Source organism: Streptomyces sp. NPDC048269 (assembly GCF_040652395.1).
Classification (GTDB): Bacteria; Actinomycetota; Actinomycetes; order Streptomycetales; family Streptomycetaceae; genus Streptomyces.
Genome location: NZ_JBEZLW010000006.1, coordinates 108,539 through 132,118, shown reverse-complemented (window position 1 = coordinate 132,118; position 23,580 = coordinate 108,539). Strand labels below are relative to the sequence as shown.

Genomic DNA, 23,580 nt, shown 5'->3' with positions numbered 1-23,580 from the left:
CCCGATCGTAGAGCCCACTCATGCAACTTACTGAGGCTTTAGTCAGTTCCCGTTATCGGGTGGAAAGGAGGCAGGATGTTGTCCATGTCCAACGTTTCCCCCTCCCCCGGCACGCCCATGGCGGCCAGCCCGCTGACCCGTGCCTGCCTCGAAATCGACGAGTACGCGGCCGGCCTCGGCTGGGACAAGCCCGCCCGGCTGTTCGCGCTCGTCGACACCGCCCGGCTCAAGAAGCAGGAGCCGCGCCTCGCGAGCCAGCTCGGTCTCGATCAGGACGACGCAGGCAAGTCCTCCCTCACTCCGGTCGAGCAGGACGAGGTTCCGGCCGGGACCCCGCTCGACAAGTTCCTGGGCACCATCGCCTGGCCCGACGCCGTCGTCGGCTGCGCGCTGACGGTGGAGCGGCTGATGCTGCCGCCGTCCGCCGAGGCCTCCGTACCGGAGGGGCTGAGCGACAAGCAGCTGGCGAAGTGGGTCGCCGGGCACCCGGAGCGGCAGGAGGTGCGCCTGACGGTGGCCGTACTGCGCGACGGCTCGCGCGAGTCGGCCGTACGGCTGCGCGAGAAGGACTCCTCGACCGAGGTCCTCACCGGCGGGAACCTGGTGCCCGGACTGGCCGAGGCGCTGGCGGCGACCTTCTCGTAGCGGGGGCCCGGGGGCCGGTCAGGGCTTGGCGCTGCACTGCGGCAGCCCGGCCGTGTCCCCCTTGCTGATCTTCTCCAGTGACTGCGTGGCGTCGCCGATGGTGGAGACCTTCACCAGGGTCAGCCCGTCGGGCACGTGGGCGGCCGCGGTGGCGCAGTTCTCGGCCGGGGTCAGGAAGTACTCGGCGCCGGCCTGGCGGGCGCCGATGGTCTTCATCTGGATGCCGCCGATGGGCCCGACCTTGCCCGCGTCGTCGATCGTGCCGGTTCCCGCGACGAACTTCCCGCCGGTCAGGTCCTCCGGGGTGAGCTTGTCGACGATGCCGAGGGCGAACATCAGCCCGGCGCTGGGGCCGCCGACGTCGGCGAGCTTGATGTCGATCGTGAACGGGAAGGTGTGGTCGGTCCCGGCCCGGATGCCGACGATGGCGTGCCCGTCGCCCTCCGCCTTGCCCGCGGTGATGGTGACCTTGGTGGAACCGGCGGGTTCCCGGTTCGCCTTCGCCGCCTCGGCCGCCTCGGCGGCGGGCACGATGGTGAACTCGACCGGCTCGCCGGCCTTGTGCTTGGTGACGAGCTTGGCCACGTCCTCGGGAGCGTTGACGGGGGCGCCGTCCACGGCCTTGATGACGTCACCGGCGTGCAGCGTGCCGTCGGCGGGGCTGGCCTTGACCACGGAGGAGACGATGACGCGGGCGGAGACCGGGACGCCGAGCTGCTTGAGAGCGGCCACCTTGGCGCTCTGCTGCGACTGGCTGAACTCCTCGGCGTTCTCCTGGGTGGACTCCGCGTCCGTCTTGCCGTTCGGGTAGAGGTTCTCGTGCGGCACGACGATGTTGTCGCCGGCCAGCCACCCGTACACCGCTTCCACCAGGTTCATGTCGTAGTCCGCGCCGGTGACGCGGACCGTCGTCATGTTGAGGTGCCCGCTCGTCGGGTACGTCTTGCGCCCCGAGATGTTGAGGACGGGCTCGCCGTGCGAGTCCCCGAGCGTGTTCACGGTCGGACCGGGGCTCATCTCGGAGTACGGGACCTTGATGAACACCCCTGCGCAGAGCAGCGCGAACAGCATGAGGGTGGAGGCGAGCATCGTCGCAGTGCGGCGTGGCATGCATCCGACAGTACGGGACGGTCCTGGCGGGCGGCCCGTGGGGCCGGTCCGTACGGGGCGTGCGCGGAGCCCTCGGGCTCCCGGTGGTCCCGGGGCCCCTCACGGGACGCGTCAGACGGCGTCGGAACCGGAGTGGGCGTCTGCCTTTTGCCTGGCCTCTTCGGCCTTTCCCATGGCTTCGCGGAAGCGGGCGTAGCCGGCGAGCTCGGATATGTCGCCTTGCGTGCGGTCGCGTGCCGCCCAGCTGCCCCATATCGCCGCTCCGATCGCGGCGAACAGCGGAATCAGCAACCACGCCAGTGACGCCATGGGCGTGCCTCCCTACCCCGAAGTACGTGTCGTTGGTGGCTTCAACGCTGCTGCCCGGAAAGGGGTTACGCAAATCGAGGGCGTGTTGCGCGGCCGGACGGGTGCGAGGTTACCCCCTTCCGGGGGCAGCTCCACGACCGGGGGTTCGGGCGCGGCTCAGCAGGCGCCGACCCACTCCTCGGTGCCGTCGGCGAAGGTTTGGTGCTTCCAGATCGGGACCTCGTGCTTGAGGTCGTCGATCAGCATCCGGCAGGCCTCGAAGGCCTCGCCGCGGTGCGGGCAGGACACGGCGACGACGACGGCCAGATCACCGACGGCCAGGTCGCCCACGCGGTGCACGGCGGCCAGGGCACGGACCGGGTACTTGGCCACGACGCGCTCGGCGACCCGGCGCATCTCGGCCTCGGCCGTCGGGTGGCAGGAGTAGCCGAGCGAGTCCACGTCCGCCCCGCTGTCGTGGTTGCGCACCGTGCCGACGAAGAGCGTCGTACCGCCCGTCGCGTCGTCGCCGACGGCCTGGAAGACCTCGTCGATCGAGAGCGGGGTGTCACGGATCGCGAGCAGCCGGATCGGGTCCTGCGCGGCCTGCTCGCCGGGGTGATCGAAGTGCGGTGCCATGCCTTCATCGTGCCCTAGCCGCTGACAAGGCGAAATAGCTGATTCGCCCGGGCCGCGTCCGCCTGCTTGGGAGCCTCCTACAGAAACCCGCTTGGTACCGCCCGCTCCCACCCGCCCGCCCTGAGCCCGACCGGGGCCACTTCCAGCCCCGCCGGCGATTTCGGCGCGGGGCACGGGGCGGAGGCTCGGAAGCCCGGGCGCAGCCCGGGAAGCGCGCCGCAGGGGCCCGGAAGCCCGGGCGCAGCCCGGGAAGCGCGCCGCAGGGGCCCGGAAGCCCGGGCGCAGCCCGGGAAGCGCGCCGCAGGGGCCCGGACCCGCCCCGGCCTCTCGGCGGCCGGGTCAGAGCCCCCGGCGCCGACGGGCCGCCCGGACCACCGCCGCGGCACCCAGCAGCGCGACCGTCGCCCCCGCGGCACCCGCGGCGGTGGCGTCCTTGCGCCCCAGCCGCCGACCCGCGACCGTGTGCCGACCCGCGACCTCCTGCAGGAGCTCGGCCAGCACCTCCTCGTTGGTCCACCGCGGCCGCCAGCCCGCCGCGTGCAGCCCGCTGACGCTGACCACCCACGGGTGCATCGTGTACGCCAGGTCCCCGGCCGGGGAGGGCGTCAGACCGATCCGGTGCAGCCGGGCCGCGGCACCCAGGGCGACCGCCGAGGGAAGCTCCATGCGGCGGATCCCGCTCAGCTCCTCGACCTCCTCCTGCTCCAGCCAGCCCTCGCAGCCCACCGCGAGCTCTCCCTCGACCTTCTCCAGCGCCGCGTACTCCAGCGCGCTGACCAGGTCCTCGACGTGGCAGAACTGCCAGGTGGGGCGGGATCCGGCGACCACGAGCAGGCGCGGGGATTCGAAGTACCGGGTCAGGGCGGTGTCGGTGCCGCCGACCAGCACCGCGGGGCGGATCACGGTGACGTTCAGGCCGGGGTGCGCCCGCGGGGCCCGCCGGCCCAGCCGTTCGATCTCCAGCAGGTCCCCGACGCCGGTCGCCTCCGCCGTCGCCCGCAGCTCGGAGTCCTCGGAGAGCGGGATGTCGTTGTCGGGCAGGGCCCCGTAGACCATCGCGGAAGTGCACAGCACGACCCGGTGCACCCCGGCCGCCGCGGCGGCCGTCAGCACGGTCTGGGTCCCGCGCACGTTGTACGCCGTACGGGCCGCCGGGTCCGTCTCCAGATCCAGGTCCAGCGCCAGGTGCACGACGACGTCGGCGCCGCGCAGCTTCTCGGCGATCGCCGGGTCCCGTACGTCCAGGACGTGCCACTGCGCGGCCGCACAGTCCCCGCGCCGCTCGTCGATCGCCACGACCTGCTTGACCTCGGCGGAGGTCACCAGGCGGCTGACCAGGGCCGCGCCGACGCCCGACGCGGCGCCGGTCACGGCGATCACCGGGCCTCGCACGGCCGGGTTTCGCGGCTGGCGAACGTCGTGCGCGTTGTCACGCTCTGGGCGGTTTTCGGGGTCGGGCGTCACGCGGCTGTCCTTATCCGAGCTGTACTTGTCCAAAGGGTGCGGATCTGGGGAACTCACCGGGCGTCTCCAGCGGTTGTCTTCAGTAGGGACGCGCCGTGACGCGTACCCACCAGGTGATGTCCATCCTGCCGCAGCCCAGGAGTCGGCGGAGCACCGAGCCCGTAAGCGGCTCCGGTGTCTACGCTGGGTGGTGTTGTCGGACCATTGCCCGTCGGCACCCGCCGGCGGCCCTACGAGCCGAGGAAACCCGTGAGCGACACCCCATTCGGATTCGGCCTTCCGCCGGAGGAGCCGGAAGACGGCGACGAGGGCAAGAAGAAGGGCAATCAGGGCGGCCAGGGCGGCCCGGCGAATCCGTTCGGGTTCGCCGGCACGGGCCTGCCCGGAGGCGCGGGCGGTCCCGGCGGTGCGGACAACCCGTTCGCGGCGATGTTCGGCTCGATGAACCCGAACGACCTCGGCGCGGCCTTCCAGCAGCTCGGCCAGATGCTCAGCTACGAGGGCGGTCCCGTGAACTGGGACATGGCCAAGGACATCGCCCGCCAGACGGTCGCCCAGGGCACGGCGGACGGCGTGAAGGACGTCAGCGTCGGCGTCGCCGAGAAGTCCGCCGTCCAGGAGGCCCTGCGCCTCGCCGACCACTGGCTGGACGGCGTGACCTCGCTGCCCTCGGGCGCCGCCACGGCCGTCGCGTGGAGCCGCGCCGAGTGGGTCGAGGCGACCCTCCCGGTGTGGAAGGAGCTCGTGGACCCGGTAGCCGAGCGGGTCGGCGCGGCCATGGGCGGCGTGCTGCCCGAGGAGATGCAGGCCATGGCGGGCCCGCTGCTCGGGATGATGCGCTCCATGGGCGGGGCCATGTTCGGCCAGCAGATCGGCCAGGCCGTGGGCGTGCTCGCGGGCGAGGTCGTCGGCTCGACCGACATCGGGCTGCCGCTGGGCCCGGCCGGCAAGGCCGCGCTGCTGCCGCTGAACATCGAGAGCTTCGGCAAGGACCTGGGCGTCCCGGCGGACGAGGTGCGGCTGTACCTGGCCCTGCGCGAGGCGGCCCACGCCCGGCTCTTCGCGCACGTGCCGTGGCTGCGCTCGCACCTGTTCGGCGCGGTCGAGGGTTACGCCCGCGGCATCAAGGTCGACACCTCGAAGCTGGAGGACGTGGTCGGCCAGCTGGACCCGTCGAACCCGGAGCAGCTGCAGGAAGCGCTGCAGGGCGGCATGTTCCAGCCGCAGGACACCCCCGAGCAGAAGGCCGCGCTGGCCCGCCTGGAGACGGCGCTGGCGCTGGTCGAGGGCTGGGTCGACGCGGTGGTGCACGAAGCCGCGAAGCCGCGCCTGACCTCGGCGGACGCGATGCGCGAGACCATGCGCCGGAGGCGCGCCTCGGGCGGCCCGGCGGAGCAGACCTTCGCGACGCTGATCGGCCTGGAGCTGCGCCCGCGCCGGCTGCGCGACGCCTCGCGGCTGTGGGCCTCGCTCACCGACGCGCGGGGTGTGGACGGCCGCGACGGGCTGTGGGAGCACCCGGACATGCTGCCGACGGCCTCCGATCTGGACGACCCGGACGGCTTCGTGCACCGCGAGCAGCTCGACTTCTCCGAGATCGACAAGATGCTCGGCGAGGCCGCCCGGAAGCGCGACGAGGACGGCGACGAGAAGAAGTGAGCCTGCACGAAGACGCGGTCCTCGTACTCAAGGGCTACGAGGACCAGCCCGAGCTCCGCGATGTCTACCTGGGGCACCTGGCGGCCCATCCGGACGGGGTCTACAAGCCCTGCGGGGCCGGGCACATCACCGGCAGCGCGCTGGTGATCGACCCTGAGCGGGAGCGCGTCCTGCTGACCCTGCACAAGAAGCTGGGCATGTGGCTGCAGATGGGCGGCCACTGCGAGCCCGGCGACGCCACCCTCGCCGGGGTGGCGCTGCGCGAGGCCCGCGAGGAGTCGGGCATCGTGTCCGGGCTGAGCCTGCTGCCCGGCGGGCCGGTCCGCCTCGACCGGCATCCGATCCCGGCGCCCTGCAACTGGCACCTGGACGTGCAGTACGCGGCGCTGGCGCCGGCCGGTGCGGAGGCGGCGATCAGCGAGGAGTCCCTGGACCTGCGCTGGTTCCCGTACGAGGAGGTGGCGGCGGTGGCCGACACCTCGGTCGTGCGGCTGCTGGAGGCGACCTTGGCGCGGCTCGGCGCGTGAGATCGCGCGGGTCACCGTGACATCGCGCGACACCGTGACATGAGGAAGGGGCGGCCCCGGATGCCCGGGACCGCCCCCTCTCCGTACCATCACCGGCCTTCGCCGTGCGGCTAGTTCCAGGCGTTGTTCTGGTTCTGCGCGTGCGAGCCGTGCTGGCCCATGCCGAACTGCGCCGCGGCGCCCTGGCCGAGCTGGGCGTTCTGCGGCGGCAGCACCTCGCTGGGCTGCACGAGGGCGAACCCGGTGCCGAGGAAGCTCAGCTCCCAGCCCTCGCCGGTGTTGCCGCGCCGGCGCCAGACGCCGGTGGAGTGCGTCTGGGCCTGCATCTGCACCCGCAGCGAGGTCGACCACGCGACGATCGCGTCCGCGTCCGCGTTGACGTACTTGTCCGGCGTGACCTGCATCATCAGCGGCTGCCCGGAGGTCATCAGCGCGACCTTGCCGCGGCCGGTGATGTTGAGCTGGTACTTGCCGGACCCGGAGATTCCGTACTGGCTGTCCACCGCGATGGCCTCGGTGTGCAGGGTGGAGTCCAACGCCAGCACGTAGCTGCTGTCGACCGTGAGGCCGTCCTGGTCCACGTCCACGACGTGCACGTACTGGGCGAGGTTGGCGAGGTAGACCGTGCCCTGCCCGGAGCAGCGCATGAGGTCGAGGCCCTCGCCGGTGCGGGCGCGGGCGGTGCGCTGGGTGGTGCTCTGGTACTCGCCGTCGAAGTCGACGATCCCCTGGTAGGCGACCATCGCGCCCTTGCGGGCGAGCACGTCGTCGTGGCCGGTCAGCGAGACCCGCAGGAGCTGCGGGTTCTGGACGGCGTACCGCTCCTGGGACTGCGCCTCGGCGTGGGCGAAAAGTGCGCTCTGCATGATGTGTCCGCTCCCCCTCAGCCCCGGGCCCGGAGCCGGTCGGTGCTGTCCTCGCTGGGCTGTACGACGACGATTCCCTGGCCGGAGAAGGCCATCTGGTAGGCCTCCCCGCTGCCCCGGCCGATCATCGACGAGGCCTTGAAGCTGCGCTTCCCCTTGACCTTGAGGTTCGGCGACCAGGCCACGAGCGCGTCCGGGTCGACGTAGGTCTCGTCCTCGCCGCGGCCGCAGTCGACCACGATCGGGGTGCCGCGGGAGGTGATCGCCACCCAGCCGGAGCCGGCGACCTGCACGTTGAAAAGGCCCTGACCGGCGAACTTCGCCATGCCCTTGACCCGCTCGACGCCCCACTGGAGGTGGGCGTCGAAGGCGAGCAGGTTGGTGCCGTTGACGCAGAGGGCGTCGTTGTTGAGGTTGATGACGACCACGTCGGCGCCGTAGTCGGCGAGGTAGAGCAGGCCGTCGCCGGTGCACTTCATCAGCGGGGCGCCCTCGCCGGTGAGCCATTGCGAGGCCATCTGGCGGACGGCCGGCGGGTTGGGCTCGTACTGCACGAAGCCCTCGTACGCGACCATCGAGCCGGTGCGGGCGAAGAGGTCCTGGCCGCTCTGCATGGCGACCTTGAGCATGGCCCGGCCGTGGTTCTCCATGCGGGCCGTGACGGGGGTCGGGGCGTAGCCCGCGAGCTGCTGGTTCATTGCGTTCATGTCGGGCTCCCTCAGACCTCGTACGGCTGGACGACGATGAAGTTGCCGGGAGCGCCGCGGAACTGGAGGTTCACGGTCTCCCCGCTGTGGCCGGGGTAGGCATTGCGCCGGAGCCGGACCTGACTGGAGATGATCACCTGTGAAGCGGCCGACCACGCCACGATGGCGTTGCTGTCCGCGAAGGTGGTCGGGGTGACGGGGAGGACGACCGGGACGCCGTGCGTCTTGACGATCACGGTGCCGGTCCCCTGGAACTGCATGGTGAACAGGGCGCCGCCGGGGATGCCGTGGCCCTCGATGCGGCGGACCTCGTGCTGGAGCGACTCGTCGAAGGCGAGGACGCTCTCGGCGGAGACGCAGATTCCGTCGCCCTGGAGCTCGATGGCGTGCAGGTGGGCGCCGTTCTCGGCGAGGAATACCTGGCCGCGGCCGGTGCAGCGCATCAGCTGCATCTCCTGGCCGGTGGCGTTGCCGACGATGCGGCCGGCGAAGCCCGCGCCCTTGTAGCTGAAGTCGACCTTGCCCTGGTACAGGACCATGCTGCCCTGGCGGGCCAGGACGGCCTGGCCGCCCATCGACAGGTCGACGCGCATGAGCTGCTGGTTCTGCGGGGTCCAACGGGCGCCCGTGGGGGCTTCCTTGTACGGCTGGAGCGCGGCGGCGAGACCGGCCGCGGCGGGGGCGGCGCCCTGCGGTGCGTAGCCGGGCTGCTGGCCGCCAGGGGGGTACTGGCCGGGAGCCTGTCCGGGGAACTGACCCGGGACCTGCCCCGGCATCTGCCCGTACGAGGGCTGCTGCCCGTAAGGGGCGGGGGCCGGAGCGGGCGGGGGGACCTGGCCGTACGAGGGCTGCTGCGGCGGCTGGCCGTACGGCGCGGGGGCGGGCGGGGCGAGCGGCGCGGCCATGGTGGGCGCGCTGTGCTGCGGGTACGCCTGCGGCTGCGGGGCGGGCGCGGGAGCGGTCGGCGCGCCGAAGGAGGGTGCGGGGGCCGGGGCCTGCGGCGGCGGGGCCTGCGCGGGGGCGCCGAACGACGGCGCCGGAACCTGCGGGGCGGGCGCGGCCGCCTGCGGCGGCGGGGCGAACCCGGGCGAGGCGCCCGTCTGCGCCGGGGCCTGCTGCTGCGGCTGCTCCTCTTCGGCGACCTCGCCGCCGAAGTTCTTGAGCAGAGCGGCGAGTCCGCCGTCGAAGCCCTGGCCGACGGCGGCGAAGCGCCACACGTCCTTGAGGTAGAAGTCGCCGAGCATCACGGCCCGCTCGGTGGTGAACTCCGCACCGGTGAACGCATACCGGACGACTTCCTCGCCGCCCGCGACGATCCGGATGTAGCCCGGGCCGATCTGCGCCATCTGCCCGGCGCCGTCGATGGTGGCGGTGAACGACAGCTTGTGGATGGACGCCGGCACGCGGTCCAGGGTCACCCGGAAGGATTCGGTGTCTCCGGCCTGCGCACCGAGCTGCTGGATGGACTCCTCGGGCGACTTCGGCTGGTTGAAGAAGACGAAGTAACGGTCGTCGGACAGCTGCTCGTTCGCGTCGAGACCGAAACAGCTGATGTCGAAGGTGAGACCGGGCCCGGCGATCTTGACGCCCACGTACAGATCGGTGCCCGCCGTCAGATCACTGATCTTGGCCTTGTGGCCCCGTTGGAATTCCCTGCCCATACGTAACGACCGTCCCCCATCCCGACTGTGATTGCGTGCCGCTCAGGCTAACGGCAACTGCCGACATCCGGCCAAGTCGGTACCGACCCGGTACATATCACCGTGAGTGACGGGCCGGTGGGAGCCGGGCTATTCGTCGCGGGCGGCGGGGACCTTCGGGAGGCGCTCGGCGGCGACGATTCCCTCCAGATATCCGCGGGCGCGCTCGGTCCGGGGGTAGGCCTCCAGCAGCTCCCAGAAACGGGGGCCGTGGCCGGGTACGAGCAGGTGGGCCAGTTCGTGCAGGAGTACGTAGTCGACGACGTACTCCGGCATCCCCTGGAGGCGGTGGGAGAGCCGGATGCTGCCTTCGGCCGGGGTGCAGGAGCCCCAGCGGGTGTTCTGGTTGGTGACCCAGCGGACCGAGCGGGGGCGGGCGCGGCCGCTGAAGTACTGCTCGGACAAACGCTCGGCGCGCTCGGTCAGTTCCGCGTCGCCGAGGGTGCGCTTGCTCTCCTGCGCGGCCAGCTTGTCGAGCATGACGCCCACCCAGCGCTGCTCCTCGGCCTCCGACATCCGGGCAGGGATGAGGACGACCGTACGGTCACCCTCGCGATAGGCGGATACGGTCCTGCGGCGGCGCGCGCTCCGGCGGACTTCGACGGCGCGCTGCGGTGGGTCGGCGGACACGCCACGACGGTACCCGGTAGCCGTGGCGGAAGTCCCGCCCGTCCGGGGGTCGAACGTGATCGGGTCACAGCCGCCATCCGGAACACCCCATTTCTCCATCTCATATGCCTAATACACCTCGCCTGTGGACAAATTCCCGCACGGAATGCGGAGGACGGGCAGTGTTGCGGGAGAGCGGAAAGAAGCGGCGCGGTTGCGCACGTGAAATCGAGGGGGGATTGCCGTGTATCCGAAGGTGAAGCCGGCACTGGCGCGGGCCTGGCGGGATCTTCAGACGGTTCAGTTCGGGGTGACACCCGCCCACGCGGTGGTGCTCGGCCCCGTCGACACGGCGACGGGGGCGCTCATCGACCGGATCGACGGGACGCGGCGGATGGAGTTGTTGCGGGCCGAGGCCTCGGGGATGGGGTTGCCGGACGGCCAGGCCGACGAACTGGTCCGGCGGCTGGCGGGGGCCGGCCTGCTCGACGACGCCACGGCGGGCGGCCCGCGCGCCCAGGCCGTGCGCAAGCGTCCGGAGACCTTGGAGCGGCTGGCGCCCGATCTCGGCTCCCTCTCCCTGGTCCGCCGGGAGCCGGGCGGTGACTTGGCGGGTATCGCCGCGCGCCGGGCGATACGGGTCCAGGTGCGCGGGGGCGGCCGGGTCGGCGCGTTGATCGCCGCGGTCCTGTCGGGAGCCGGTGTGGGCGGGGTCGACGTGCTCGACGGTGGCCGGGTGGAGCCGGGGGACGTGGCGCCGGGCGGGCTCGGGCCGGGGAGCGTGGGGCGGCTGCGGGCAGAGGCCGCGGGCAGGCTGGTGCGCGAGTCGGCGCCGGGGCGCGCGCCGCGGGCCGGGGAGAACGATGGCCCGGAGCCCGGGCTCGCCCTGGTGGTGGTCGCGCCCCGCGACGGGCTGCAGGCCTGGGCCCCCGATCCGGACACCGCGGCCGGCTGGGTGGCGACGGGCATCCCGCACCTGTACGCGGGGGTGCTGGAGGGCACCGGGCTGGTGGGGCCCCTGGTGCTGCCGGGTGCGACGGCGTGCGCGGGGTGCATGGAGCGCGAGCGCGTGGACCTGGATCCGGCCTGGCCGAGGATGCTGGTGCAGTGGCGGTCGGCCCACCGCCGCCGGGTGGGCGCAGCGTGTGATCTGGGCCTGGCCACGGCGGTGGCCGGCCTGGCCGCGGCCCACGCGCTGTCCTTCCTCGACGGCCAGCTGCCCGCTTCCACCGCCTCCCGCTGGGAGGCCGCGCTCCCGGCCCTGCACTGGCAGCGCAACCCGGTCGGGCCGCACCCCGACTGCCCCTGCGGCGCGGGCGCCGGTCGTCCAGCTCTGCTCCAGCGCGTAGGAGGAGGATCGGGCGGGGATCCCGCGGAGGGGCCATGACAGGATGCGTGGAGTCGGAGGGGTCTTCCCGAACCGCCGCTTGCGGCGCAGCTGTCTGGGAAATGGAGGGGCGTATGTCTGATCTTCCCCGGAAGGCAGTCACCCGTACCGTCAAGCTGGCCGCGCTGCCGCTCGGCATAGCGGGTCGGGCAACCTGGGGGCTGGGCAAGCGGATCGGTGGCAAGTCGGCCGAGATAGTGGCGCGCGAACTCCAGCAGCGCACCGCCGAGCAGCTGTTCCGGACCCTCGGGGAGCTGAAGGGCGGTGCCATGAAGTTCGGGCAGGCCCTGTCGGTCTTCGAGTCGGCCCTGCCCGAGGAGGTCGCGGGGCCGTACCGGGCGGCGCTGACCAAGCTTCAGGAGGCGGCTCCGCCACTGCCCGCGGCCACGGTGCACCAGGTGCTGGCGGACCGGCTGGGCGCGGACTGGCGGGACCTGTTCGAGGAGTTCGAGGACAAGCCGGCCGCGGCGGCCTCGATCGGTCAGGTGCACCGGGCGGTGTGGCACGACGGCCGGCAGGTGGCGGTCAAGGTCCAGTACCCGGGGGCCGGCGAGGCTCTGCTGTCCGACCTGAAGCAGCTGGGCCGCTTCGCGGGTCTGCTGGGCCCGCTGGTACCGGGCATGGACATCAAGCCGCTGATCAAGGAGTTGCGCGACCGGGTCTCGGAGGAGCTCGACTACGAGCTGGAGGCGGAGGCGCAGCGGACGCACGCGGACGCGTTCGAGGGCGACCCCGATGTCGTGGTGCCGGATGTCGTGCACCAGGGCGACCAGGTGCTGGTGACCGAGTGGATGGAGGGGACTCCGCTGTCGGAGGTGATAGCCGACGGCACTCAGGAGGAACGCGACCGCGCCGGGCAGTTGCTGGCCCGGTTCCTCTTCTCCGGTCCCGCGCGCACCGGGCTGCTGCACGCGGATCCGCACCCGGGCAACTTCCGGCTGATATCGGGGCCGGAGGGCCGGTTGCGGTTGGGCGTGCTGGACTTCGGCACGGTCGACCGGCTGCCGGGCGGCTGGCCCAAGCCCATCGGCAGGTCCCTGCGGATGACGCTGGACGGTGATGCCGAGGGGGTCTACGGGCACCTGCGTGCCGAGGGGTTCGTGAAGGACTCCGTCGAACTGGACCCCGACGCGGTACTGGACTACCTGAAGCCGATCATCGAGCCCGCCGAGGCCGAGGAGTTCACCTTCACGCGGGCGTGGCTGCGCGGCCAGGCGGCGCGGATCGCCGATCCACGGTCCCCCGCGCACCAGTTGGGACGGCAAATCAACCTGCCGCCCTCGTACCTGCTGATCCACCGGGTCACGCTGAGCACGATCGGGGTGCTGTGCCAGCTGGGTTCGACGGTACGGCTGCGGGACGAACTGGATTCCTGGCTGCCGGGGTTCCCGTCCGCGGAGTGACGTAGGGGCGGGCGGTCCGGCGCCGGGTCACCACCAGGAGGAGTCGAGCCTGCCCTCGATCGCCCGGATGTTGGCCCGGGCGCAGTCGTGGCAGAAGTAGTGCCTGCTGCCGTTTTCCATGGAGCAGGTCCAGGTGATCGGAGCGCCGTCCGGAGACCGGGCACCGCAGCGCGCGCAGACGACGGGCTGGGCCTCGGATCCCGGCTTGGCGGGGTGGGGGGTCGGCTGGTCCACCTCCAGACGATATCCCCGTACGGGGCGGACAGCCCTGCGCAACGCACCGGGGGGACCGGTCCGTTCGGACCGGTCCCCCCGGGAGGTTCTCTCACTGTTCTTCAGAGCCTCAGGGCTCTTTAGTGCATGACGGCCATGGCCAGGGCGCGCCGGGCGCGCAGCGAGACGCGCTCGGCTCGCCGCTGCATGCGGCGGGCGGTGACCAGGCGCACGGCGTGACGCTCGGCGTCCGCCTCACGCATGCGGTCGCCCATATGGGCACGGGCCAGGGCTTCTGGGATGAGTTGCATTTCGCGGGTCCTGTTCTGACGCGAGGTGATCGCGCCTGCGGTGATGAAGTCTGCGGTGGCGGAGCCGTGCGGCTGCTCGCTCGTGGAGTGGGCGGTCATGAGGGCCTGCTTCAGGGGGTCGTGCGTGAGGGGGCGGTCGATGGTTCCGTGGGCGGTCATGCCGCAACCGGGTTCTTGCGCGGACGTCCACGCGGCCGCTTGCGGGCGACGACGACACCCTGGACGAAGAGCTCGCCACCCCAGACACCCCAGGGCTCGCGGCGCTCGGTCGCCCCGGCGAGGCAGGCCTCGACCAGCGGGCAGGTGCGGCAGAGGGACTTGGCGTACTCGACGTCCGCCGGGGACTCGGCGAAGAAGACCTCGGGGTCGAAGGTGCGGCACGGGACGGGTACGCCGAGGTTCTCGATGGCGTCGTCGAGCGCGGTCAGCGCGGTGAGCGGGGTCAAGGTGTGGTCCTCCGGGACTGCGGGCGGGGAGATCGTTTGGGTCTGCGGTACGGACGGGGCGTGCGCTTCGAGTTGCACGGTGGTTTCTTCCTCGTCTTGGTCGGCTAGTCGTTCCGGCTGGTCGGCCGGGTCCGGCTGGGCTGCGTTTCAGTCCCGAGGCCCTTCGCGTGCCGTCCCCGTTCGGGGACAAACAAAAGGGCCGCGGATCCCGGGTGGGGTTCCGCGGCCCTGAAGGCGCCGGCCTGATCGTGCGATCAGGCTGGATCACTCCAGGGTTCGAGCCCACGGAAGGCCCACATCAGGTGGTGCTGCTGCTTCGTCGTCTGCTTGTTCTGGGATCCGGCACCGGCTGCGGCGGCGAAGCCATAGGCGCCATGCGCCTGAGCTTCTGCTGCCAGTACTGCCACCGGTGCCTGGGTCGGTCGCTCATTGCGCTCGCTGACCGGACGGGTCGCCAGCAGGGCGGGGCTGTCAGCGGAAATCGCGGACACACCGGTACCCAGGAGGGAGACGGAACCGAGCAGGCAGGAAGCGTCGACCGAGCGATCGGTCATTTTGGTGAAGGTCATGAAGCTGGTCACTGGTCTCGCCTCCTCTCGGCGTCTCGGGGACGGGGCCCGGGGGCCTGTCCCATGCGTATTCGGATAAGTACAGCACGGATCCAGGGCTTCGGAGAAGCCACCGTTTCCGTTGCTAAGAACCTATGGGGATTCGCTGGGCATGTGCAAACTATTTTTCCGACGAGTTTCTACGCGTCGTCAGAATCCTCGGACCCGGGCTCCTGACCAGCGCAGATGGCCAGGACGTCGGCTCCGTACCGCTCGAGCTTACGTCCTCCCACGCCGGAGATCATCGAGAGCTCACCCTCCTCGGACGGCGCGGCCTCCGCGATCGCCATCAGCGTCTTGTCCGTGAAGACGCAGTAGGGGGGCAGGCCCTGCTCCTTCGCCTGGGCCCGGCGCCACTCCCGCAGCCGCTCGTAGAGTCCTTCGTCCATGTCGGACGGGCAGTCCTCGCAGCGCATCAGTTTCAGCTCGCCGGCGTCGGTCAGGGTCTTGCCGCAGACCCGGCAGAGCACCGGCCCGCGGCGCCCGCGCTTGCGGGCCGCGCGGTCGGCCGGGCCGCCCGGCCCCGTTCCCGGGGCCGCAGAGCCCGGCCGCAGGCCGTTCAGGAAGCGGCTGGGGCGACGGGAGGCCCGGCCGCCCGGGGCCCGGGAGAGCGCCCAGGAGAGGTTCAGGTGCAACCGCGCCCGGGTGACGCCGACATAGAGCAGCCGGCGCTCCTCCTCGACCTGCTCGTCGGTCTTGGCGTAGGTGATCGGCATCATGCCGTCGGTGAGGCCCACGAGGAACACGGCGTCCCACTCCAGGCCCTTGGCCGCGTGCAGCGAGGCCAGGGTGACGCCCTGCACGGTCGGGGCGTGCTGGGCGGCCTTGCGCTCGTCGAGTTCGATGGTGAGGTCCGCCAGGGTGGCTCCGGGCCGGGCCCGGGCGAAGTCCTCGGCGAGCCGGACCAGGGCGGCCAGCGACTCCCACTGGTCGCGCACCGCGCCGGAGCCGGCCGGCGGCTCGGTGGTCCAGCCGGTGGAACTGAGCACGGCCCGGACCTGGGAGCCGAGCTCGACGACATCGTCGAGCAGCGGGTCGTTCCCGCCGGACCGGGCGGCGCCGCGCAGCGCGAGGATCGCCTTCTGGACCTCGTTCCGCTCGAAGAAGCGCTCGGCCCCGCGCAGCTGGTACGGGACCCCGGCGTCGGCGAGGGCCTGCTCGTACACCTCGGACTGGGCGTTGATGCGATACAGCACGGCGATCTCGCCGGCCGGTACGCCCGCCGCGATCAGGTCCCGGATCCGCGCGGCGACGCCCTCGGCCTCGGCGGGCTCGTCCGGGTACTCGGCGTAGACCGGGTCGGGGCCGGTCTCGCGCTGCGAGATCAGCTCCAGGCGGTGCTCGGCGGCCCGGCCCTTGGCCTGGTTGAGGAGGCCGTTGGCGAGGTGGACCACCTGGGGGGTGGAGCGGTAGTCGCGGACCAGCTTGACCACGGTGGCCTGCGGGTAGCGGGTGCGGAAGTTCAGCAGGTGGTCGGGGGTGGCGCCGGTGAAGGAGTAGATGGTCTGGCTGGCGTCGCCGACGACGCAGAGGCTGTCGCGCTCGCCGAGCCACAGGTCGAGAAGCCGCTGCTGGAGCGGGCTGACGTCCTGGTACTCGTCCACGACGAAGTGCTGGTACTGGGCGCGGATCTGTTCGGCGATGTCGTGGCGGTCCTGGAGGATGCCGACGGTCAGGAGCAGCACGTCCTCGAAGTCGATCATGCCGCGGTCGCGCTTGAGCTGTTCGTACGTCCCGTAGATCTGCGCGATCTCGGCCAGGTCCCGGGGGGCTTCGCGGTCCGACTTGAGGGCGGCGGCCGGATAGTCGGCGGGCACGGTCTGGGTGACCTTGGCCCACTCGATCTCGCCGGTGACGTCGCGCAGCTCGTTGCGGTCGAGGCGGATGCGGCAGCGTGCGCCGGCCTCGGCGACGAACTGGATCTTGCGCTCCAGGAGTCTGGGCACGTCCCCGCCGACCGCCTTGGGCCAGAAGTACTGGAGCTGGCGCAGGGCGGCGGAGTGGAAGGTGCGGGCCTGGACCCCGCCCGCGCCGAGCCCGCGCAGGCGGCCGCGCATCTCTCCGGCGGCGCGGTTGGTGAAGGTGACGGCGAGCACACTGGCCGGTACGAGCTGGCCGGACCGGACTCCGTAGGCGATGCGGTGGGTGATCGCACGGGTCTTGCCGGTGCCGGCGCCCGCCAGCACGCACACCGGCCCGCGCAGGGTCGTCGCGACCTCGCGCTGCTCCGGGTCCAGGCCCAGGAGCACCGAGTCGGCCGAGTCGGCCGAGTCGGCGGCGGAGAAGGAGGGGGAGTGCGTTGCTGCTGTCACCCCGCCATGCTGCCAGGTCCGGAGGGGCGGGTGGGAAAGTTGTCCACAGGTCGCCCGTATCCGTAGTACTTGTCACATCGGTACGTGTCCCACCTGCCGCCCGGGAATGGCCGCGCTGTGGCGTACGTTCGAGTACTCGGACCACCGAGACCCCACGAAGGAGCGCGCAGCATGCAGGACACGGGCACCGTCACGATGTACAGCACGACCTGGTGCGGCTACTGCCGCCGGCTGAAGACCCAGCTGGACCGGGAAGGCATCGCGTACAACGAGATCAACATCGAGCTCGACCCGGCGTCCGCGGCGTTCGTGGAGAAGGCGAACGGCGGCAACCAGACGGTTCCCACGGTGCTCGTGAAGTCCGCCGCCGGCAACGAGTCCGTCATGACGAACCCGAGCCTGGCCCAGGTCAAGCAGGCCCTCGCCGTCTGATCCCCGCGCATCGGAGTGGCCCCCGCCCTGGCGGGGGCCTTCTGCGTCTCCGGGGCGACGGGCCCTCTGCGTCTCCGAGGCATCAGGCCCTCTGCGTCTCCGAGGCATCGGGCTCTGCGTCTCCGCGGCGTCGCAGGCCCTGCCCGCCCGCGGGCCCGTCAGGCGGCCGGCGGCTTCGGGAGGGGCTGGCCGTACCAGAGCTCGACCAGGCGGGCGGCGATGGAGATGCCGCCGGCCGGGGGGTGCACCTCGCCCGCCTCGATCGCCGCGCGCAGGTCGTCGCGGGAGAACCAGCGGGCCTCCTCGATCTCCTCGCCGTCCACCGTGATCTCGGAGCTGGTGGCGCGGGCCGTGAAGCCCAGCATCAGGCTGTACGGGAACGGCCACGGCTGGCTGGCCACGTACTCGACCTCGCCGACCTTGACGCCCGCCTCCTCCCACACCTCGCGGACGACGGACTGTTCGATCGACTCGCCCGGCTCCACGAACCCGGCGAGGGTGGAGAAGCGGCCCTCCGGCCAGTGCACCTGGCGGCCCAGCAGCGCGCGGTCCTGGTCGTCCGTGACCAGCATGATCACGGCCGGGTCGGTGCGCGGGTAGTGCTCGGCGCCGCAGCCCGGGCAGCGGCGGATGTGCCCGGCGGCCGCGACCACGGTGCGCTCGCCGCAGCGGGAGCAGAAGCGGTGCATGCGCTGCCAGTTCTCCAGCGCCACCGCGTGCACCATCAGCCCGGCGTCGCGCGGGTTCAGCAGCAGTCCGGCCTCGCGCAGGCCGGCCGCGCGGGCCGACTGGTCCATGCGGCCCGGCAGCGCGTCCTTCTGGAGCGCGAAGTACCGTACGCCGTCCTCGTCGGTCCCCAGGAAGTAGCGGTGGGTCTCGGTGACCGGGGCCTCGAAGGCCGGGGTCATCACGATGCCGGTGCCCCCGTCGGGGGTGTCGTCGATCAGGACCTGGCCGCCGGAGACGACGAACACACGGGTCGTCGGGTGGCTCCAGGCGGCGGCGAGCCAGGCCTCGTCGAGGCGGTGGTGCGCGGCGCGGTCGACCCCGCTGGGCGCGGTGAGCGAGATAGGGCGCTCGGTATGGATGCTCACAGGTACTTCCAACTCCCCCGGTGGTGGGACAGGCAGGCTCAGTGACTCAGGTGGCGTGTGGGTCGGGCGTTAGGCGTCAGGCATCACGCGTCAGCGGGTGTGCGGTGGGACGCGGCCAGGTCGCCCCAGAGGTAGGCGGTCGTCTCGACGCCCTTGAGGAGGAGGTCCAGCTCGACCTTCTCGTTCGGCGAGTGCCAGCCGTCGGACGGGACGGAGATGCCGAGGAAGAGGACGGGCGCGTGCAGGACGTCCTGGAGGTCCGCCGCGGGTCCGGAGCCGCCCTCGCGGGTGAAGCGGATCTTCTGGCCGAAGGCGCGGCCCATGGCCCGTACGACCGACTGCAGCGCGGGGTGGTCCAGCGGGGTCAGGCACGGGCGGGTCGGGGCGCCGAACGTGATGGCGTGGCGGATTCCGGCCGGGACGCGGGCCGCGACCCACTCCGTGACCGCCGCCTCGACGTCGTACGGGTCCTGTCCGGACACCAGACGGAACGACAGCTTCAGGTGGGCGGAGGCCGGCACGATGGTCTTGCCGCCGGGGCCCTGGTAGCCGCCGCCGATGCCGTTGACCTCGGCCGTCGGGCGGGCCCAGACGCGCTCCAGGGTGGAGTACCCGGCCTCGCCGGAGGCCGCGTGGGACTTGGCCGTACGGAGCCACTCGGACTCGTCGAAGGGCAGCTCGGCGATGAGCGCGCGCTCGGCGTCGGTGAGCTCGGCGATGCCGTCGTAGAAGCCGGGGACCGTGACCCGCCCGTCGTCGTCATGCAGGGCCGCGACCAGGCGGGCGGCGACGGTGGCCGGGTTGGGCACGGCCCCGCCGAAGGCGCCGGAGTGGATGTCCTGGTCCGGGCCGTAGAAGTCGATCTCGCAGTCGGCGACGCCGCGCATGCCGGTGCAGACGGTGGGGGTGGTCTCGGACCACATGCCGGTGTCGGAGACGATCACGACGTCGGCGGCGAGCTCGGCGGCGCGTTCCTCGACGAGGGCGCGGAAGTGCGGGGAGCCGGACTCCTCCTCGCCCTCGACGATGAGCTTGAGGTTCACGGCGGGGGCGGCGGCGCCGGTGGCCGCCAGGTGCGCCCGTACACCCAGGGTGTGGAAGAACACCTGGCCCTTGTCGTCGGCGGCGCCGCGCGCGTACATCCGGCCGTCGCGGACCACCGGCTCGAACGGGTCGCTGTGCCAGCCGTCCGCGAGGGCCGCGGGCTGCACGTCGTGGTGCCCGTAGACGAGGACGGTGGGGGCGGCCGGGTCCTCGCTCGGCCAGTGCGCGAAGACGGCCGGGGCGCCGGGGGTCTCCCAGACGTCGGCGGTCGGGAAGCCGGTCTCCTTGAGCTTCGCGGCGAGCCATTCGGCGCTGCGGCGTACGTCGCCCGCGTGCTCGGGCTGCGCCGAGACGGAGGGGATGCGCAGCCACTCGGCGAGGTCGTCGAGGAAGGCGGCGCGGTGGGTGTCGATGTACGTGCGGACGACGCTGTCCGGCTGGCTGTCGCTCATGCCCCGAGCCTAGCCGTCCACCTGAGGGTCACCGCCGGTGCCCGATTTGCCTTGGAGGATCCGCTCAAGGCGGGCCCGGTCGGGGAGGTCGCGGGGGCGGATCACGCGGCCGCTGCGGACGTGCAGGAAGGCGGCGGTGACCTGGCTGAGGGGGGTGCCCGTGGCTTCCGCCCAGGCCAGGCGGTAGACGGCGAGCTGGAGGGGGTCGGCCTCGGTGGTGCGGCCGGTCTTCCAGTCGACGATCTCGTACGAGTCGCCGTCCTCGGCAGTGGTGGTCTTGTACACGGCGTCGATCCGGCCACGGATCACGCGGCCGGCGAGGGTCAGCTGGACCGGGGCCTCCATGCGGTGGGGCGGCCGGTCGGCGTACGGGCTGCGCTCGAAGGCGGCCTTGAGGGAGGCCAGGTCGGCCTCGTCGGCGACCTCCTGATCGGAGCCGGGCAGCTCGGTGACGGGGTCGAGGACGTCGAGGAGCGGGAGCGGGAGTTCGTCGAAGCGGGACTCGACCCAGGCGTGGAAGCGCGTGCCCTGGCGCGCGGCGGGCTGCGGGGGCTTGGGCATGGGCCGGGCGAGGTCGCGGACGAAGCCCTGCTCGTCGGCGGCGAGCCGGAGCAGCTGGCTGGCGGAGAGCGCGGCGGGCAGCTCGACGTCGCGGACGGCGGCCCGGGCACGGCGGAGCTCGCCCTCCAGGGCGTCGAGATCCCGGTCCCAGGAGGCCACGGCCCGCGCCTCCTCGGGCACCAGCCCGTCGGCGTCGCCGCCCCATCCCTGCGTCCCGGCGGCGTCGTGGCCCGCCCGGGCCGCGGGGACCCGGGAGGCGGCCTCCGGCCAGAGGTCGTCGTCGTGGGGACCGGCAGGCCCGGTCCCGGTGTGCGGCTCCGCCGCGTGGGGGGTCGGGGCGGCGAAGGGCACGGCCGGTGCCCCGGCCGCCCGGTCCGGGGCGTCCGGCCAGGGGGCGTCGTCGGACCAGGGGGCGTCGAGCGGCCAGGCGCCGTCGTCAGGCCACGGTTCGTCCTCGTAGGACGGGTCCTCGCAGTCCGGGGGCCAGAGGTAGGAGTCTTCCTCGTCGCGGGCGGGTGCCGACCGCGGCGGGGGGACCTCCCGGGCCGGCCCGGCCGGGGCGGCGCCTGACGGCCGGGTCGCCAGGTAGGACTCGACCAGGGCTGCCGCGGCGCGGCGCAGGGCGAGGGAGGCCGGGTCCAGCGGGAGCGGCCACGAGTGGTCCGGGGTGGAGTCCGCGGACAGGGCCGGGTTCTCCGCGTCCGCCTCCGGTTCCTCCGCCCAGGCCTCGATCTCGCCGAACCCGGCCGCGCAGTGCTCGTACAGGGCGGACAGGAACGAGGACGGGCCGCGCCGCTTCTTCTGGGTCGGGCCCCACCAGTGGCCCGAGGCCAGCAGGAGGGAACGCGGGCGGGTGAAGGTCACGTAGCCGAGGCGGAGTTCCTCCACCGCTTTGTGGTCCTTCAGCGCGGACTTGAACGACTTCAGACCGGCAGAGGTCCAGGCCGGGTCCGCCGGCAGGGTGGGGGCGTCGCCGCGCAGGGCGTACGGGAGCACCTTCGCGTACGAGGTCCAGGCCTCCGGCGCCTTCTCCTTGGGGAAGGACCCCGCGCACAGGTCCGGGACGACGACGACGTCCCACTCCAGGCCCTTGGACTTGTGGGCCGTCAGGACCTTGACGGTGTTCTCCCCGCCGGGCAGGGCGTGGTCCAGGCCCTTCTCGTACTGGGCGGCCGTGCGCAGGAAGGCCAGGAAGGCCAGGAGGGTCGCCTCGCCGTCCAGCGCGGCGAAGCCCGCCGCCACGTCCATGAAGTTCGACAGCGTCTCGCGACGGCGGGCCGCCAGCGCGTGCGGGGAGGCGGACAGCTCCACTTCCAGGCCGGTCGCGGACAGGACGCGGTGCAGTACGTCCATCAGCGGGTCGGCCAGGGAGCGGCGCAGGTCGCGCAGCTCCTGGGCGAGGTGCGCGAAGCGGACCCGTGCCTCCGCCGAGAAGGGCAGGTCGTCGGGGGCCTGTCCGGCGCCGTCGAGGAACGTCTCCAGGGCGTCGGCCAGCGACACGATCTCCGCCGGGTCCACGCCTTCCACGGCCGCCGCGAGCCGTTCGTCCGGGTCGGCCTCGGACGGGGCCCGGCCCACCAGCAGCCGGGCACGGCGCCCCAGCAGGGCCAGGTCGCGCGCGCCGATCCGCCAGCGCGGCCCGATGAGCAGCCGCACGAGGGAGGCGTTGGCTCCCGGGTCCTGGAGGACCTCGCAGACGGCGACGAGGTCCGCGACCTCCGGCAGGTGAAGGAGCCCGGAGAGGCCGACGACCTCCACCGGCACGTCCCGGGCCACCAGGACGGCCTGGATCCGCGCGAAGTCCCCGGCGGACCGGCACAGTACGGCGATCTCGCGCGGCTCCGTCCCGGTGCGGACCAGGTGCGCGACTGAGTCCGCGAGCCAGTCGAGTTCCTGGGCGTGGGTCTCCAGCAGGGCGCAGCGGACCTGGCCGGCGCGTTCGGCTCCCGGCCCCGGGCGCAGCGCCTCCACCCCCTCGTGCATGGCGCGCAGGGGGGCGGCGAGCCCGTTGGCCAGGTCGAGCAGGCGGCCGCCGCTGCGCCGGTTCTCGCTGAGCGAGAGGCGGGTGGCGGGGGTCCCGTCGGCGTGCGGGAAGTGCGCGGGGAAGTCGTCGAGGTTGGCGACGGAGGCGCCGCGCCAGCCGTAGATGGCCTGGCAGGGGTCGCCGACGGCGGTCACGGCGTGGCCGCTGCCGGCGCCGAAGAGGCCGGACAGCAGCAGCCGCTGCGCGACGGAAGTGTCCTGGTACTCGTCGAGCAGGACCACCCGGAACTCGTCGCGCAGCAGAGCCCCCACCTCGGGCCGGGTGGTGGCGAGCTGCGCGGAGAGGGCTATCTGGTCGCTGAAGTCGAAGAGGTCGCGGGAGCGTTTGGCGGCGCGGTAGCGGCTGACGAGCTCCAGCAGTTCCAGACGGCCGCGCACGGCCTCGGGGATCTTGCGCAGGTCCTCGTTGGTGAGCTTGGCGTCGGCCAGCTCGCCGAGCAGACCGGTGTCGTAAGCACGCACCCGCTCCGGTTCGACCAGGTGCTCGGAGAGCTCCGCGTCGAGTGCGAGCAGGTCGCTGACCAGGTCGGGGAGGGACTTGGTGAGCGAGGGGTAGGGGCCGGGGGCCTCGCGCAGCACCTTGGCGGCGAGCTGGAAGCGGGTGGCGTCGGCGAGGAGGCGGGAGCTGGGTTCCAGGCCGATGCGCAGGCCGTGGTCCTTGAGGAGCTGGCCGGCGAAGGCGTGGTACGTGGAGATGCGCGGCTCGCCGCCGGCCGCGTCGGCCTCGGCCGGGGAAGGGTCGGGGTCGGTGATGCCGGCCCGCGCGAGGGCCTTGCGTACGCGCTCGGAGAGCTCGCCGGCGGCCTTGTTGGTGAAGGTCAGGCCGAGGACCTGCTCGGGCGCGACCGCGCCCGTGCCCACCAGCCAGACCACGCGGGCGGCCATGACGGTGGTCTTGCCGGACCCGGCGCCGGCGACGATGACCTGCGGGGCGGGCGGGGCGGTGACGCAGGCCAGCTGTTCGGGCGTGAAAGGGATCCCGAGGAGCTCTTTGAGCTGCTCGGGGTCGGTGAGGACGGGTGCACGCGCGGACACGTAAAGAGGCTAGCCGCCCCCGCTG

At 72.6% G+C, this 23,580-nt stretch carries 22 protein-coding genes; 6 read left to right on the top strand and 16 right to left on the bottom strand.

Annotated features, from left to right (window positions below):
• The first annotated feature begins 75 nt into the window (after window positions 1-75).
• Window positions 76-645, top strand: a complete 570-nt coding sequence (locus tag AB0D48_RS09345; protein ID WP_362392638.1) for a PPA1309 family protein — start codon at window positions 76-78, stop codon at window positions 643-645.
• Window positions 646-663: 18 nt separating this feature from the next.
• Here AB0D48_RS09345 and AB0D48_RS09340 read toward each other — a convergent pair whose 3' ends face one another.
• From AB0D48_RS09340 to AB0D48_RS09325, 4 genes are all read right to left on the bottom strand, one after another.
• A complete protein-coding gene (locus AB0D48_RS09340) occupies window positions 664-1,755 on the bottom strand; it encodes a PDZ domain-containing protein (RefSeq protein ID WP_362392636.1) in 1,092 nt (363 codons plus the stop codon).
• A 111-nt stretch (window positions 1,756-1,866) separates the two neighbouring features.
• Window positions 1,867-2,064, bottom strand: a complete 198-nt coding sequence (locus AB0D48_RS09335) for a hypothetical protein (protein ID WP_362392633.1) — start codon at window positions 2,062-2,064, stop codon at window positions 1,867-1,869.
• A 156-nt stretch (window positions 2,065-2,220) separates the two neighbouring features.
• Window positions 2,221-2,682, bottom strand: a complete 462-nt coding sequence (locus tag AB0D48_RS09330) for a molybdenum cofactor biosynthesis protein MoaE (RefSeq protein WP_328927537.1) — start codon at window positions 2,680-2,682, stop codon at window positions 2,221-2,223.
• A gap of 339 nt (window positions 2,683-3,021) precedes the next feature.
• The gene (locus AB0D48_RS09325) at window positions 3,022-4,074 is read right to left on the bottom strand and encodes an SDR family oxidoreductase (RefSeq protein WP_362393053.1); all 1,053 of its coding nucleotides are present in this window, start codon (window positions 4,072-4,074) and stop codon (window positions 3,022-3,024) included.
• A 321-nt stretch (window positions 4,075-4,395) separates the two neighbouring features.
• Between AB0D48_RS09325 and AB0D48_RS09320 the strand changes: the two genes are divergently transcribed.
• Both AB0D48_RS09320 and AB0D48_RS09315 read left to right on the top strand, forming a co-directional pair.
• Entirely contained in the window at window positions 4,396-5,805 is a 1,410-nt protein-coding gene (locus tag AB0D48_RS09320) for a zinc-dependent metalloprotease (RefSeq protein ID WP_362392629.1), read from the top strand.
• A complete protein-coding gene (locus AB0D48_RS09315; protein ID WP_362392626.1) occupies window positions 5,802-6,332 on the top strand; it encodes an NUDIX hydrolase in 531 nt (176 codons plus the stop codon). Before AB0D48_RS09320 ends, AB0D48_RS09315 begins: the two co-directional genes overlap by 4 nt.
• Window positions 6,333-6,442: 110 nt before the next feature.
• Here the strand turns inward: AB0D48_RS09315 and AB0D48_RS09310 are convergent, their stop codons facing one another.
• The 4 genes from AB0D48_RS09310 to AB0D48_RS09295 all read right to left on the bottom strand — a co-directional run bounded on the left by AB0D48_RS09310 (window position 6,443) and on the right by AB0D48_RS09295 (window position 10,235).
• Window positions 6,443-7,198 carry an AIM24 family protein gene (locus AB0D48_RS09310; RefSeq protein ID WP_362392623.1) on the bottom strand — a complete coding sequence of 252 codons (756 nt, stop codon included), beginning with the start codon at window positions 7,196-7,198 and terminating at the stop codon, window positions 6,443-6,445.
• 17 nt (window positions 7,199-7,215) lie between these two features.
• Window positions 7,216-7,896 carry an AIM24 family protein gene (locus tag AB0D48_RS09305; RefSeq protein WP_362393050.1) on the bottom strand — a complete coding sequence of 227 codons (681 nt, stop codon included), beginning with the start codon at window positions 7,894-7,896 and terminating at the stop codon, window positions 7,216-7,218.
• 20 nt (window positions 7,897-7,916) lie between these two features.
• Window positions 7,917-9,566 (bottom strand): TerD family protein, encoded by a 1,650-nt coding sequence (locus tag AB0D48_RS09300; protein WP_362392621.1) that lies wholly within the window; start codon window positions 9,564-9,566, stop codon window positions 7,917-7,919.
• A gap of 129 nt (window positions 9,567-9,695) precedes the next feature.
• Complete coding sequence (locus tag AB0D48_RS09295) at window positions 9,696-10,235, bottom strand: M48 family metallopeptidase (protein WP_362392619.1); 540 nt, start codon at window positions 10,233-10,235, stop codon at window positions 9,696-9,698.
• Between the two features lie 223 nt (window positions 10,236-10,458).
• On the opposite strand from AB0D48_RS09295, the gene AB0D48_RS09290 reads away from it, so the two are divergent.
• Window positions 10,459-11,601: a ThiF family adenylyltransferase gene (locus AB0D48_RS09290; protein WP_362392616.1), complete on the top strand. Its 1,143-nt coding sequence runs from the start codon at window positions 10,459-10,461 to the stop codon at window positions 11,599-11,601.
• Window positions 11,602-11,675: 74 nt separating this feature from the next.
• Window positions 11,676-13,004: an AarF/ABC1/UbiB kinase family protein gene (locus AB0D48_RS09285; protein WP_362392613.1), complete on the top strand. Its 1,329-nt coding sequence runs from the start codon at window positions 11,676-11,678 to the stop codon at window positions 13,002-13,004.
• A gap of 27 nt (window positions 13,005-13,031) precedes the next feature.
• Here AB0D48_RS09285 and AB0D48_RS09280 read toward each other — a convergent pair whose 3' ends face one another.
• From AB0D48_RS09280 to AB0D48_RS09260, 5 genes are all read right to left on the bottom strand, one after another.
• The gene (locus AB0D48_RS09280) at window positions 13,032-13,238 is read right to left on the bottom strand and encodes a hypothetical protein (protein ID WP_328927529.1); all 207 of its coding nucleotides are present in this window, start codon (window positions 13,236-13,238) and stop codon (window positions 13,032-13,034) included.
• Window positions 13,239-13,357: 119 nt separating this feature from the next.
• Entirely contained in the window at window positions 13,358-13,687 is a 330-nt protein-coding gene (locus AB0D48_RS09275) for a hypothetical protein (protein ID WP_362392610.1), read from the bottom strand.
• A complete protein-coding gene (locus AB0D48_RS09270) occupies window positions 13,684-14,052 on the bottom strand; it encodes a WhiB family transcriptional regulator (RefSeq protein WP_362051434.1) in 369 nt (122 codons plus the stop codon). Before AB0D48_RS09270 ends, AB0D48_RS09275 begins: the two co-directional genes overlap by 4 nt.
• 176 nt (window positions 14,053-14,228) lie before the next feature.
• Window positions 14,229-14,543 carry a hypothetical protein gene (locus AB0D48_RS09265; RefSeq protein ID WP_362393048.1) on the bottom strand — a complete coding sequence of 105 codons (315 nt, stop codon included), beginning with the start codon at window positions 14,541-14,543 and terminating at the stop codon, window positions 14,229-14,231.
• A 179-nt stretch (window positions 14,544-14,722) separates the two neighbouring features.
• Entirely contained in the window at window positions 14,723-16,954 is a 2,232-nt protein-coding gene (locus tag AB0D48_RS09260) for an ATP-dependent DNA helicase UvrD2 (RefSeq protein WP_362393045.1), read from the bottom strand.
• 111 nt (window positions 16,955-17,065) lie between these two features.
• Between AB0D48_RS09260 and AB0D48_RS09255 the strand changes: the two genes are divergently transcribed.
• Window positions 17,066-17,326 carry a mycoredoxin gene (locus AB0D48_RS09255; RefSeq protein WP_030029876.1) on the top strand — a complete coding sequence of 87 codons (261 nt, stop codon included), beginning with the start codon at window positions 17,066-17,068 and terminating at the stop codon, window positions 17,324-17,326.
• 158 nt (window positions 17,327-17,484) lie between these two features.
• Here the strand turns inward: AB0D48_RS09255 and nudC are convergent, their stop codons facing one another.
• From nudC to AB0D48_RS09240, 3 genes are all read right to left on the bottom strand, one after another.
• The gene (gene nudC / locus AB0D48_RS09250) at window positions 17,485-18,432 is read right to left on the bottom strand and encodes an NAD(+) diphosphatase (protein WP_362392606.1); all 948 of its coding nucleotides are present in this window, start codon (window positions 18,430-18,432) and stop codon (window positions 17,485-17,487) included.
• Window positions 18,433-18,503: 71 nt separating this feature from the next.
• Entirely contained in the window at window positions 18,504-19,916 is a 1,413-nt protein-coding gene (locus AB0D48_RS09245) for a dipeptidase (protein ID WP_362392603.1), read from the bottom strand.
• Window positions 19,917-19,925: 9 nt separating this feature from the next.
• The gene (locus AB0D48_RS09240) at window positions 19,926-23,555 is read right to left on the bottom strand and encodes a UvrD-helicase domain-containing protein (RefSeq protein ID WP_362392600.1); all 3,630 of its coding nucleotides are present in this window, start codon (window positions 23,553-23,555) and stop codon (window positions 19,926-19,928) included.
• Between the last annotated feature and the right edge of the window lie 25 nt (window positions 23,556-23,580).